This window comes from Streptomyces sp. NPDC020845, assembly GCF_044334165.1.
In the GTDB taxonomy this organism is placed as follows: Bacteria; Actinomycetota; Actinomycetes; order Streptomycetales; family Streptomycetaceae; genus Streptomyces.
Genome location: NZ_JBIRSJ010000011.1, coordinates 417,691 through 430,042, shown reverse-complemented (window position 1 = coordinate 430,042; position 12,352 = coordinate 417,691). Strand labels below are relative to the sequence as shown.

Sequence of the window (12,352 nt, the reverse complement as noted above, 5' to 3'; positions counted from 1 at the left end):
CGCCGACCAGGCAGCGGCCGAACCAGTGAACCTGAAACCACGTCAACCCGCCCTGACCAGCTAATCAGCCACACCCGCACAGCGGGGGAACCTCAAAGACGCAGGCCGATCGTGACAAGGCCCGCCCCTGCCGTGTACGCGGCGCCCTGCAAAGCGTGCCAGGACAACCGACGCGCACGCTTCTTCCATGAGCAAGCCCTGGGGCTGGTGGGTACGGGTTCCGTAAGCTGTTGCATTGAGTCTCCTTGTTTTCGGACACAGGGACTTGCCAAGAGCCCCCTCCCGAACTCCTGGTCCTCAGCCGACAGTTCAGTTGCGGGGCTCTTGGGCTCAGATGCCTAATCTATCGAGCCCGAGCTTCGTTTCTAGAGTTATGCAACACCCTGACTGGGCACATTAGCGAATGAAAGCGCCAAGAAGCCTTGGTTTCGAAGGTTCACAGGCTTCCCGTGGCCATCGCGTGACGGCCTGCCGACCTTCCCGCCTGCGATTGATTTCACGATCCGTGGTGCAGCTCACACCCACTGGCTCGCCGCCTCAGCCAGCGACGCCCTGCGCGGCATCAAGACGACCTGGACGGTGTCCCCATACCCGCCTGATCCGCCCGCGTGGCCGTTGATGTCAGTTTGGATGTCAACGCATACGCCGGAGGCCCCTTCCGATGTTCGGAAGGGGCCTCTGAGCTGGGGCGCGCTCGGCAGGATTCGAACCTGCAACCTCTTGATCCGTAGTCAAGTGCTCTATCCGTTAAGCTACGAGCGCTTGGCTTCCCGGCGATCTTTCTTGCCGGTCGGCGTTGCGGGGACAACATTACATGACCTGCGGCGTCAGACGAAATCCGTTTCCCTCACCCCCTCTGAGCTGGGAAAACTCTCTTTTGGCGGCCATCCGGAAGATCGGCGGGGAGCGTCTGCGCGTACGGCAAAAGGAGGCGTGGGGCTCAAGGGATGCGGCCGTCGGCTGATCACCGCGCTAGGGCCCGGGGAAGCCACGAAGGGGGTAGCGGGGCGGGTGGGAGTTCACGCGAGTGTGGGGAAACGCAGCGGAGCCCCGGCCGTGGGGCCGGGGCTCCGGTGAGTGCGGAGGCTCCGGGATTTGAACCCGGGATGGGGGGTTACCCCAAACCGCATTAGCAGTGCGGCGCCATAGACCAGACTAGGCGAAGCCTCCATGCACACCGAGCATATTCGCGCGAGCGAGATGCGGTGTGTGCAGATGATGTCACAGCCCAGGGGGATGTCACCAATCGCCGCCTACGGTACTCGGCTGGCGGGGCGCATCGCAAAGCCCTTATGGCGGCGCAACGCGCACGACGGCGGCGCGTTAGAGGGGCAGGGGCAGTGCGCCCCGCTGTGATCACACCTGGAGCGCCCCCATGCCCCTGCTGCACCGCCTTGCCGTCGCCGTCCTCACGGCGACCGCCTCCGCCACCGCGATGAGCGCCACCGCCTGGGCGGCCGCGCCCGTGCCGCTGCCGATGCCGTATGACGAGGGGGGCACCGATCACCTGATCGTGACCGTGTCGCGGAGCGGCGGTGCCGCGGACTCCGTCACGTACACGCTGGCGTGCCATCCCGCGGGCGGGACACACCCGGCCGCGCACGGGGCGTGCGATCAGCTGGACTCGGCGACGGTGTGGGGGAGGGATCCGTTCGCGCCCGTGCCGCCCGGGGCGATGTGCACGGGGCAGTACGGGGGACCGGCCACCGCGCAGCTGCGCGGTCGCTGGGCGGGGCGGCCGGTGGACGCGGAGTTCTCGCGGGTCAATGGCTGTGAGATCGCCCGATGGGACAGATTTTCCGTTGTTTTGCGCCTTCCTGGGAGCTGACCTGGGGATTGGCCAGGCCTGGGACAGAACGGCCGGAGAGCCGGCCCAGGAGGTTTGTCCGGGCGTGCGCCGAGACGCGTACGTCGTGCTGCGACCTCCCTCTCATCTACCGCCGCGTCCGCCCCCGCTGCCCGTAGACTCCTCTGAGGACACTCCACGGACGGGGCGGCACAACGACCGCGAGTGTCGGGGCAAGGTGCGGTACATCAGGGAGGAAGCGTCGTCGTGAGCAGCAGGCCATCCCGAGGCGCTGCTCGCCTCGCAGCCATACTCGACGCCCTTCCCGACGCACTGCTGCTGGTCAACTGCAACGGCACGGTCGTCAACGCCAACCACATCGCGCTCGAGACCTTCGAGGTGCCGGGAACAGCGCTGGTCGGCCGTGGTCTGCTGGATCTTCTCCCCTCCTTCGACTCCAATCGCATTCCGGGCTCGATGCGCCGCCCCGGCGACGAGGACGAGGGCGGTCACACCAAGCCGACGCGTATGATCGCGCGGCGCACCGACGGCATGCAGTTCCCCGTCGAGGTCACCAGCGCCAACCTGGAGGACGGCAGGACCCCTTACGCCGACCAGTACAGCTACACCGGCGACGAACTGCTGATGATCGTCGTGCGCGACCTGACCGGGACGCTCGACACGGAGGCCGAGCTCGCCCGCCAGCAGCGCCAGACCGAGATGATCCTGCGCGCGGCGGCGGAGGGCGTGGTCGGCGTGGACACCGAGGGCAAGGTGGTCCTCGTCAACCCGTCCGCGGCGCAGATCCTCGGCTACCGGGCCAGTGACCTGGGCGGTCAGGAGCTTCATCCTCTTGTACACCACTCGCGCCCGGACGGTTCCCCTCTGCCGTACGAGGAGTCCCCGCTCACCGAGACCCTGCGCTCCGGCCGTAAATACCGGGTGCGCGGCCAGGTGCTGTGGGCGAAGGACGGCAGCCCCGTACCGGTCGACCTGACGACCGCGCCCGTGCGGGACGGGGAGCAGCTGGTCGGCGCGGTGATGACCTTCACCGACCGGCGGCCCGAGGAAACCCTCGTGGCGACCCACGCGGAAGAGGTCGAAAACCTCACGGCCAAGCACGCGAAGGAGCTGGAAAAGCTCACCGCGCGCCACACGGAGGAGCAGAAGAAGCTCACGGCGCAGCTCGCCAAGGAGCGGAAGGAACTCACCGCGCAGCTCGCCAAGGAGCGGGAGGCGCACACCGAGCGGTACGACGCGCTGGCCGCTCGCAACGCCCAGCTGCTCGCCGTCCTCGACCAGTCGCTGCGCGGCCCGTTGGTGGAGCTGCGCGGCGAGCTCGGCGTGCTCGCCGACGACCCGGCCGGGCAGCTGTGGCCCGAGGCCAACCAGATCCTGCACCACCTCGCCGCCGGGTACACCCGGATGACCACGCTGGTGGACAACGTCCTGAGCTACCAGCACCTCGACTCGGGCGACGAGGAGTTCACCCGGCACGCGGTATCGATGGACGAGGTCGTCGCGGACGGCGTCGAGGGCGCGGTCGAGCTGATCGGCCCCGGGCGGGCGCAGTTCGCCGTGCACGCACCGCCGATCGAGGCCGAGGTGGACGCGGAGCGGCTGGCGCAGGCACTGGCGCACCTGATCGCGGACGTGGCGGGGGTCGACTCCACCGGCAAGGCGGCCGGGGGCCCGGGCGGCGCGACAGGCGACTCGACCATCGTGGTCGCGGCGGCGCAGCGCGGCGATGTCGTACGGATCGAGGTGCGCGGGCCGTACGCGGGCGGCGATCCCGTACACGAGCCGATCGTCCGCGGGATCGTACGGCGGCACGGGGGCGTGCTGCAGACGCATGAGATGCCGGGCATGGGCGGGCACGCCTACGTCCTCGAGGTGCCGATCTCCGCGGCCGCCGCCGCCCAGGCGGACCAGACGGGCCAGGCCGACGGCGCCGCAGGGGCGTCGGGGCGTACGTCCGGCCGGGGCACCGGCGCCGGGAACACCGGTGCGGGCTCCGGTCCGAGCTCCGGTGCAGGCTCCGCGGCCGGCCAGGGAGGGACGAACGGCACAGGCACCGGCCAGACGCCGACCGGACCGACCGGACGGCGCGCACGGCGCGGCCCGGCCGGCGCGGCCGCAGGCGGAACCAACGGCGCCGGTACGAACGGGGCTGGAACGAACGGCGCCGGTACGAACGGCGCAGGGACCGACGGAAGCGGTGCCAACGGGGGCGCGGACGGACAGCCCCCCGCGCGCGGCGCCGACCCGCGTACGCCCAGCACCCAGGGCGCCGGTCACCGCGGCGCGCACGCCGGTTCCGTGCCCGCGGGGCCCGCGGCGCCCGCGCCCGACGGCGACAACACCACCCCGGGGCAGTCGGCCGCGGCCGGGGAACCGCAGCCGACCGGGCGTCGGCGCGCCCGCCGCCACCCCGACGAGGAGCAGCAGCCGGCGGTCGCGAACGCGAACGCCCAAACCGACGGCCAGGGTTCGAAGGCCCATCGCCATGCCCGCGGTGCCGGCCCACAGGCTGGCGGCCCACAGGCCGGCCCCCAAACCGCTCAGCAACCCGGCCCGCAGCCCGGTCAGCAAGCCAACCCGCAACCCGGCCCCCAGCCCGCCGCGATGGGGCCGGTGCCGCCCCAGGGCATGGCCGGGCAGCCGTCGCCCCCCGCCGGGCGGCGGGCCCGTCGCGCCGCCCCGGCCGAGGCCGGACAGGGGCGGGCCGCCCTCGCGCTGCCGCCCGCGGCGGCCGACGCCGCCCCGCCGGCCGGCGGCCGGCCCGGCGCTCCCGGCCCCGGCACGCCCCCGCCCGCCCAGGGCGGACCGGCCATGCCCGCCCTCCCCGCCGCACGCACCCCCGAACAGCAACAGAACGACTGGGCCCAGCCCCCGAGCGGCGCGAACGCGGGCCCCGGCCCGCTGCCCCCTGCCCAGCCCGCCGCCCAGCCCGCCGGACGACGGCGGGCCCGGCGCGCGCTCGCCGAAGCGCCCGGGCGAGCCGGGGCCGATGAGGCGCAGGCGCAACCCCAGTCACAGCCGCAACTCCAGCCCCAGGCTCAACCACAACCCCAGGCCCAGCCGCAGCCTGCGGGTGACCCGGTCGGCGGCCGGTCCCCATTCGCCCTGCCGCCCGCGGCGGCCGACCGGACCCCGCAGTCCGCGCTGCCGCCGGAGCTCGGGCCCGTGGGCCTCGTCCCCGCACAGCACGGGGCACGGGACCCGCGCGGAGGCACCCCCCAAGCAGCCCAAGGCAGCCACGGCGGGCACGGCGCCCAAGCCGCCCAAGGCAGCGCGCCCGTACCGAGCAGGGGCGGGGGCCTCGCCGTACGCGGCGGCCCCGTACCGCCCAACGCCGGTCAGCCGTCCGGCGGATGGCCGGCCGCCCCTGGCCCCGGCACGCCCCCGCCCGCCCAGGCCGGACCGGCCATGCCCGCCCTCCCCGCCGCACGCACCCCCGAACAGCAACAGAACGACTGGGCCCAGCCCCCGAGCGGCCAGGCCGCGCCGGACGGCCCGTACGACACGGACGAGGGTCCGTACGACGCCTACGACGCGGGCGAGATGGACGACGCCCCGCAGCCCACCGGGCGGCGGCGGGCCCGGCGGCCGTTGGCCGACGAGCAGTCGGCGCCAGGCGGGATGCCCGCCATGGAAGAGGGCGCGCCGCAGCCGGGCCCCTGGCCGGGCGGCCCCGCGCAGCCCCAGCCCTTGCCGCAACCTCAGCGCCGGCCGCAGCAGTTGCCCGCCGAGGCCGGGCCGGGCGCCGATGCCTCACAGGGGCGCGCGATCAGCGTGCGGACCCTGGGGCAGGGCGTGCCGTTCGCGCAGCAGGTATCGGAGCAGCACCCGCACCACCCGCAGGGCCAGCCCCAGACGCCGTCCGGCGGCACCCCGGCCGCGGCCGGGGCCTCGGGCAGGCGGCGCAAGCTGGCGGCCCGGCTCGACCCGGCGGCCCCGGCCGCCTCGGCCGCCCCGGCCGAGCTCGAACCGGCCGGCCGCGCTCAGCCGCGCCCCCAGCAGGGGCCTGGACCTGGGCGCCCCGGCTCGCCCCAGACCGGAGGCCGCGCCTTCGCAATCGGCGCGCCCGACGAGGGCGCCGAGGGCCCGGAGCCGCTGGACGGGCCGAACGGCGCCATCGAGATCGTCGACGACCGCACCCCGCCGCCCGACGACGAGCTGCCGCCCGAGCCTCTGGACAACCCGCGCCGGCTGCTCGTATGGCCCGCGCCGGACATGTCCACGCAGCAGGCGCTCAGCGACCGCGGCTACCGTCCGGTGATCGTGCACTCGCGCGAGGAGGTGGACGCGCAGATCGCGGCGTACCCGGCCGCGTTGTTCGTCGACCCGCTGACCGGGCCGATCACCCGTACGGCGCTGCAGTCGCTGCGTACCGCGGCGGTCGCCGCCGAGGTGCCGGTGCTGGTGACGGCGGGGCTGGGCCAGTCGTCGCGCGAGGCGGCGTACGGCGCCGACCCGGCCGTCCTGTTCAAGGCGCTCGCCCCGCGCGACAGCGAGCAGCACCCGCCGCGGGTCCTGCTGATCGAGGAGCACCAGCCGATCTCCGAGGCGCTGACGGCGACGCTGGAGCGGCGCGGTATGCAGGTCGCGAGGGCTGCGACGGACGCGGACGCGGTGGCGCTCGCCGCGCAGATGCGGCCGAATCTGGTGGTCATGGACCTGATGCAGGTGCGCCGCCGCCGGGCCGGGATCGTGGACTGGCTGCGCGGGAACGGGCTGCTCAACCGCACCCCGCTGGTCGTCTACACCTCCGCCGACATCGATCCGGCCAACCTGTCGCGGCTGAGCTCGGGCGAGACGGTGCTGTTCCTCGCGGAGCGCTCGACGAGCGCGGAGGTGCAGGGGCGGATCGTGGATCTGCTGGCCAAGATCGGCAACAACTGAGTCCGTGCCGCCGTGGCCGCCGCCCTGGCCAGTCCATTCCGGGCTGGCTGGTGGGTGCGGTTATGACCCGGGCCGGCTATGACCAGGGCCGTTATGACCCGTCCGTGCCGGTGAGGCGTCGGACGGCCGTACGGAGCGATTCGCGCAGCTGTGCCGCGTCCTCCTCCGTCTCGCCGACGAGCAGATTGCGGAACTGCGACACGGCGACGGGCCAGCCCGCCAGCGCGCTGATGATGAACACCAGGTGCTCCGGTGGGAGGTACCGCTCGATCGCGCCCTTCTCCTGCGCGGCGGCGAAGGCGGCTGCCTTCGCGGCGTAGTACTCCCGGCGCTCCTGTTCGCGCTGGACCTCGAAACCACCGCTTCCGTACTCCAGGCCCTCCCAGAGCATCAGCCGCAGCAGTTCGGGGCGCGCGGCGTGGTACGCCATCAGCCGGTCCAGATAGCCGTCCGGGTTCTCGGGGTCGGGCGGGACCGCGGCCGCGAGGTCCAGCATGGCGTGTTGGACCACCTGCCTGAACAGCTCGGCCTTGTCGCCGAAGTAGGCGTAGATGAGCTGCTTGTTGGCCTTCGCCTCGCGGGCGATGCGATCGATGCGGGCGCCCGCGATGCCGTGGGCGGCGAACTCCGCGGTGGCCGCCGCGAAGATCCGGGCTTTGGTCGCCTCCGCGTCCCTTGTCGATGCCATGGAGCCAGAGTAACCAACTATCTGGTTGACAACGTCTTCCTGGAGCCGCAGACTCACAACCAACCAGTTAGTTATCAGCGCCCGGCCCGGAGCGAACCCCGCGCGGAGGTTTATCAGCATGACGGGTACGAATACGGTCACACCGACCGCGACCAGTCACCCCACCAGCAGCAGCGCCGGGAGCCGCGCCCCTGTCACCCGTACCCGCACCTGGCGCGGCGGCCCGCCCACCGGCGTGTTTCTCGCGGTCGTCGCCCTGTGCACCGCCGTGACCGCCGCCAACATCTACCTCGCCGCGCCGCTTCTCAACCTCATCGCCCGCGACCTCGGCGTCGCCCCGTCGGCCGCCGGGTGGATCGCCTCCCTCGCCCAGCTCGGCTACGCGGCCGGGCTGCTGCTCTTCGCGCCCCTCGGCGACACCGCCGACCGCCGCCGCCTGGTCGGCGCGCTGTCCGTCGCGGCGGCCGCGGCCCTGGTCGTCGCGGGGCTGGCGCCGGGGCTGCCCGCGCTCGGTGCCGCCGTGTTCGCGGCCAGCGCCGCCACGGTCGTACCGCAGCTGCTGGTGCCGCTCGTCGCCGAACGCGCCCCCGCCGCGCGGCGCGGTCGCCATCTCGGCGTGGTCGTCGCGGGGCTGTTCGCCGGAGTGGTCGCGGCCCGGGTGCTGGGCGGACTCGCCGGACAGGCGTACGGCTGGCGCGCGGTCTTCCTCGGCGCGGCGGGCCTCACCGCCCTCATCGGCCTGGCGACCGCCGTACTGCTGCCCGCCGAAACCCGGCCGCGGACGAAGACCGACCCGCTGGCGGCCCTCAAGGGCATCGCCCGGGTGCCGCGGGTGCTGGGCGCCTCCGCCGAGCTGCGGAGCGCATGTCTGCGGCAGGCCGGGATGTACGGGGCGTGGAGCGCCCTGTGGACAGCCCTGGCCCTGCTGCTCACCGGGCCCGGTTACGGGATGTCCACGGGTACGGCCGGGCTGTTCGGCCTCTTCGGGCTGACCGCGAGCGCCGTGGGGCCGCTGGCCGGCGGGCTGGTGGACCGGTTCGGGGTGGCCCGGGTGGTCGGCTTCGCGTATGTGCTCGCCGCCGTCTCCGTACCGCTGTTCTGGCTCGGCGGCTCGTGGATCTGGGCGCTGTGCGCGGCGGCCGTGCTGCTGCACGCGGGGCTGATGGCGGGACAGGTGGCCAACCAGACCCGGGCCCTGACCGCGACCGCCTCGCCGGCCACGGCCAACACCGCTTACATCGTCGCGGCGTTCATCGGCGGAGCGGCCGCCTCCGCGCTCGCTGCGCCGGCGTTCGGGCACTGGGGCTGGAGCGGGGTGTGCGCCGTCGCAGCCTGCTGGCTGGCCCTGGGCTGGCTGGGCGCCGCCGGGCGCTCCGGCCGCGTCACCCGTACCGCCCGTACCACCCGTACCGCCCCCGCCCGTACGCGCTGAACGTTTCGGACGCATCGGGGCCTGCAGGGGGGCGCGGCTGGTCATCCGCGCCCCCCTGCAGGCCGTCCGACCGAGCCGCGTCACGTTCAGCCCGGGCAGGCCGGGTGAGACGGGGCGGGGCAAGCCGGGTACGACGGATCGGAGCAGGTCAGGCCAGCTGCGTGACTTCCAGCTCACCGTCCGCGTACCGCCTGCGGATGACCTTCTTGTCGAACTTCCCGACGCTCGTCTTCGGCACCTCCTCGATCAGCGCCCAGCGCTCCGGCAGTTGCCAGTGCGCGACCCGCTCCGCGAGGAACGCCCGAAGCGCCTCGTAGCCGACGCCGGAGCCGTCCTTGAGCACCACTGTCGCCAGCGGGCGCTCCCCCCACTTCTCGTCCGGCACCGCCACCACCGCCGCCTCGGCGACATCGGGGTGGGCCATCAGGTGGTTCTCCAGCTCCACCGACGAAATCCATTCACCGCCCGACTTGATGACGTCCTTGGCCCGGTCCGTCAGCGTCAGGAAGCCGTCCTCCGTTATGGCGCCGACATCGCCGGTCTTCAGCCAGCCGTCCGGCGTGAACTTGTCCTCGGGGCGGAAGGGCTCGCCCTCGGCCCCGCCGAAGTACGCGCCGGCGATCCACGGGCCGCGCACCTCCAGCTCGCCCACCGATGTGCCGTCCCAGGGCATGAGCTCGCCGTCGGCTGAGGTCAGCCGGTACTCCACCGAGGCCGGGAACCGGCCCTGGGACTCCCGGTACCGCCACTCCTCCTCCGCTGTGAGACCAGCGGGCGGATGGGCCACGGACCCGAGCGGCGAGAGCTCCGTCATGCCCCACGCGTGCACGACCCGGATGCCGTGCCGCTCCTCGAACGCCCTCATCAGGGACGGCGGGCAGGCCGCCCCGCCGATGTAGACCTCGCGCAGACTGGACACGTCTCGCGGCCTCGCGTCGAGCTCGGCCAGCAGCCCCTGCCAGATGGTGGGGACGGCGGCGCTGACGGTGGGCCGGACCGTTTCGATCATGTCGGCGAGCGGTCCGGGCTGCAGAAAGCGGTCGGGCATCAGGATGGAGGCGCCCGTCATGAAGGCGGAGTGCGTGGTGCCCCACGCGTTCGCGTGGAACATCGGCACCACAGGCAACACCATCTCCTTCCCCGACATGCCGAAGCCCTCAACGCTGTTGATCTGCATCGAGTGCAGATAGATCGAACGATGGCTGTAGGCCACGCCCTTGGGGTCACCGGTCGTGCCGGAGGTGTAGCACAACGCCGCCGCCCGGCGCTCGTCGATGACGGGCCACGGGTAGCGCACGGGACGGCCCTCGATCAGCTCCTCGTAGTCGTGGACGGTGGCCCGGCAGCCGTCCAGTACGGAACGGTCTCCCGGCCCGGCCACAACCACGTGCTCGACGGACTTCAGCCCCGGCAGAAGCGGGGCGAGCAGCGGCAGCAGCGAGCCGTTGACGATGATCACGCGGTCGGCGGCGTGATTGACGACCCAGGTCAGCTGGGCGGCGGGCAGACGCAGATTGAGGGTGTGCAGTACGGCGCCCATCGAGGGCACCGCCAGATACGCCTCCAGATGCTCACAGTTGTTCCACATGAGCGAGCCCACGACCTGGCCCTCTTCGACGCCGAGCTCATCGTGCAGGGCGTTCGCGAGCTGGATGGACCGCAGGCCCACCTCGTGGAAGGTACGGCGCTGCGGCTCGCCGTCACCGGTCCAGGTGACGACCTGTGCCTTGCCATGCGCGAGCGCCCCATGGACGAGGATGCGGGTCACGGTCAGCGGTACGTCCTGCATCGTGCTGAACACCGGGGCCTCCAGGGTGCGGATTTACGCGCGGGTCAAGGTGTCCGCCGATTGTGCAGCCGACCGGGCGGTATGTCACTACCCGGTGGTCACCACACCGGACCCGCTCCCCTGGCTCGGGCAGGTGGCTCAAGCAGGTGGCTCAGGCAGCCCGGGTGAGGGCCGGGTCCTCGCGCAGTTTGCCGAGGGCGCGCGAGACGGCGCTCTTGACCGTGCCCACGGACACTCCCAGCACCTCGGCCGTCTGAGCCTCGCTCAGGTCCTCGTAGTACCTGAGGACGACCATGGCCCGCTGCCGGTCCGGCAGCCGCAGCACCGCGCGCCACATCGCGTCGCGCAACACCTGCTGTTCGGCGGGGTCCGGAGCGGGGACCGGATCCGGCTCGGGCATCTCCTCGCACACAAACTCGTCGACCTTGCGCTTACGCCACTGCGAGGTCCGCGTGTTCACCAGCGCCCGGCGGACATAGCCGTCCAGCGCGTTGTGGTCCTCTATCCGCTCCCACGCCAGATACGTCTTGGCCAGCGCGGTCTGCAGCAGGTCCTCCGCGTCCCAGGCGTTCGCGCTCAACGCGCGGGCGGTGCGCAGCAGCACCGGCCCGCGCGCCCGCACATACGACGCGAAGCACGGGAACGCGGCGGTGGACGCGCCGTTGCACACACTCGTGGTCATACCTCCCACGCTAGGAGCGGGCCGCGGGCCAGGGATCGGCCGTAAGTGCCGAAGCCGCCTCACCCTCAGGTTGTAGGGGTAGGGCTGGCACCACCTCCTGCGGGGGGAGGGGCGGCGCAGACGACATCAGGGTTGTGCCCCAAGGGTGGGGTGGGGCGGGGGAGTCAGCCGATGATCGCCACGGGTGCGTCGACCTTGTTGCGGTCGATATGCAGGGTCCGGCCGCCGTGCTTCTCGGTGACATTGCCTACGTACTGGTGGATACGGCGGTGCGGATGCCAGGCGCTCTTGGGCAGGACCGGTTCACCGGACAGCGACGCCTTCCCGCTCCACCGCGCGAACCACATCACGGAGGGGAGGTGGTGTTTACCGGCCTCCCGGGCCTTCTCCAGATGCAGCACCCCCGACTCGGCGCTGCTGTAGAAGCCCGGAAAGTAGCCGTGTGAGCGCACTTCACGGCACCAGCCGCGGATGAAGGAGAGGGTGGTCTTGGCACAGCTGGTGCGCGTCTGGTCGTACGCCTCCATGTCGAGGTAGAGCGCGCTGCGCTTCTTGATGGCCAGCGCCTTGGCGCGCTTGACCGCGTCCTTGCCTTCCTCGCGCCCCTGCGAGGTGGGCTTGCTGCCGATGGTGACGTGCTTCTTGTTCGTGTTGCGGACGCAGGGGGACTGGGAGCCGACGTAGATGGGCAGCACCCGCCAGCCGATGTCGCGGGTCCCCCGCATCCAGGAGACGGTGAGGTTCGGCTGGTTCGGGCAGGCCCGGCCACGGCCGCCGTAGTAGACACCGACCGCCCGGTACTTGGAGCCGCTCCAGGCGCGCAGGGTCGCGAGCGAGGGGGCATGGCAGGTGTCGAGAGCCCAGCCCTGGAAGACCTTGGCGCCCAGCGGCCGTGGGTCGGGGAGGGCCACCGCCGGGGAGAAGCCGCGGGCTACCGCCGGGGAGGAGGCGGGGGCTGCCGCCGAGGATGAGGCGGCGGAAGGGGCGCCGACGATCAGCGTGGCCAGCGTCGCGGACAGGCCGATCGCACATCCGACGATCTTCCATCTGATCTTCTTTCTTCGGTCCAT

The 12,352-nt window shown here is 72.5% G+C and carries 7 protein-coding genes and 2 tRNA genes; 3 read left to right on the top strand and 6 right to left on the bottom strand.

Annotated elements, in window-relative coordinates:
• Positions 1–689 precede the first annotated feature (689 nt).
• A tRNA-Arg gene (locus tag ACH4U7_RS30550) sits at positions 690–762 on the bottom strand.
• Between the two features lie 318 nt (positions 763–1,080).
• A tRNA-Ser gene (locus tag ACH4U7_RS30545) sits at positions 1,081–1,170 on the bottom strand.
• A 205-nt stretch (positions 1,171–1,375) separates the two neighbouring features.
• Here ACH4U7_RS30545 and ACH4U7_RS30540 point away from each other — a divergent pair.
• Both ACH4U7_RS30540 and ACH4U7_RS30535 read left to right on the top strand, forming a co-directional pair.
• The gene (locus ACH4U7_RS30540; RefSeq protein ID WP_398531017.1) at positions 1,376–1,828 is read left to right on the top strand and encodes an SSI family serine proteinase inhibitor; all 453 of its coding nucleotides are present in this window, start codon (positions 1,376–1,378) and stop codon (positions 1,826–1,828) included.
• Positions 1,829–2,053: 225 nt separating this feature from the next.
• Positions 2,054–6,691: a PAS domain-containing protein gene (locus ACH4U7_RS30535; RefSeq protein ID WP_398531016.1), complete on the top strand. Its 4,638-nt coding sequence runs from the start codon at positions 2,054–2,056 to the stop codon at positions 6,689–6,691.
• Between the two features lie 91 nt (positions 6,692–6,782).
• Here the strand turns inward: ACH4U7_RS30535 and ACH4U7_RS30530 are convergent, their stop codons facing one another.
• Positions 6,783–7,379 carry a TetR family transcriptional regulator gene (locus tag ACH4U7_RS30530; RefSeq protein WP_089507293.1) on the bottom strand — a complete coding sequence of 199 codons (597 nt, stop codon included), beginning with the start codon at positions 7,377–7,379 and terminating at the stop codon, positions 6,783–6,785.
• Positions 7,380–7,497: 118 nt separating this feature from the next.
• On the opposite strand from ACH4U7_RS30530, the gene ACH4U7_RS30525 reads away from it, so the two are divergent.
• Positions 7,498–8,811, top strand: a complete 1,314-nt coding sequence (locus ACH4U7_RS30525; protein WP_398531015.1) for an MFS transporter — start codon at positions 7,498–7,500, stop codon at positions 8,809–8,811.
• Between the two features lie 148 nt (positions 8,812–8,959).
• Here the strand turns inward: ACH4U7_RS30525 and ACH4U7_RS30520 are convergent, their stop codons facing one another.
• The 3 genes from ACH4U7_RS30520 to ACH4U7_RS30510 form a co-directional block, all read right to left on the bottom strand.
• Entirely contained in the window at positions 8,960–10,612 is a 1,653-nt protein-coding gene (locus ACH4U7_RS30520; RefSeq protein WP_398531014.1) for a long-chain fatty acid--CoA ligase, read from the bottom strand.
• A gap of 139 nt (positions 10,613–10,751) precedes the next feature.
• On the bottom strand, positions 10,752–11,282 hold the full coding sequence (locus ACH4U7_RS30515; RefSeq protein WP_089507296.1) for a SigE family RNA polymerase sigma factor: 531 nt from the start codon (positions 11,280–11,282) through the stop codon (positions 10,752–10,754).
• A gap of 164 nt (positions 11,283–11,446) precedes the next feature.
• Complete coding sequence (locus ACH4U7_RS30510; protein ID WP_398531013.1) at positions 11,447–12,352, bottom strand: DUF1906 domain-containing protein; 906 nt, start codon at positions 12,350–12,352, stop codon at positions 11,447–11,449.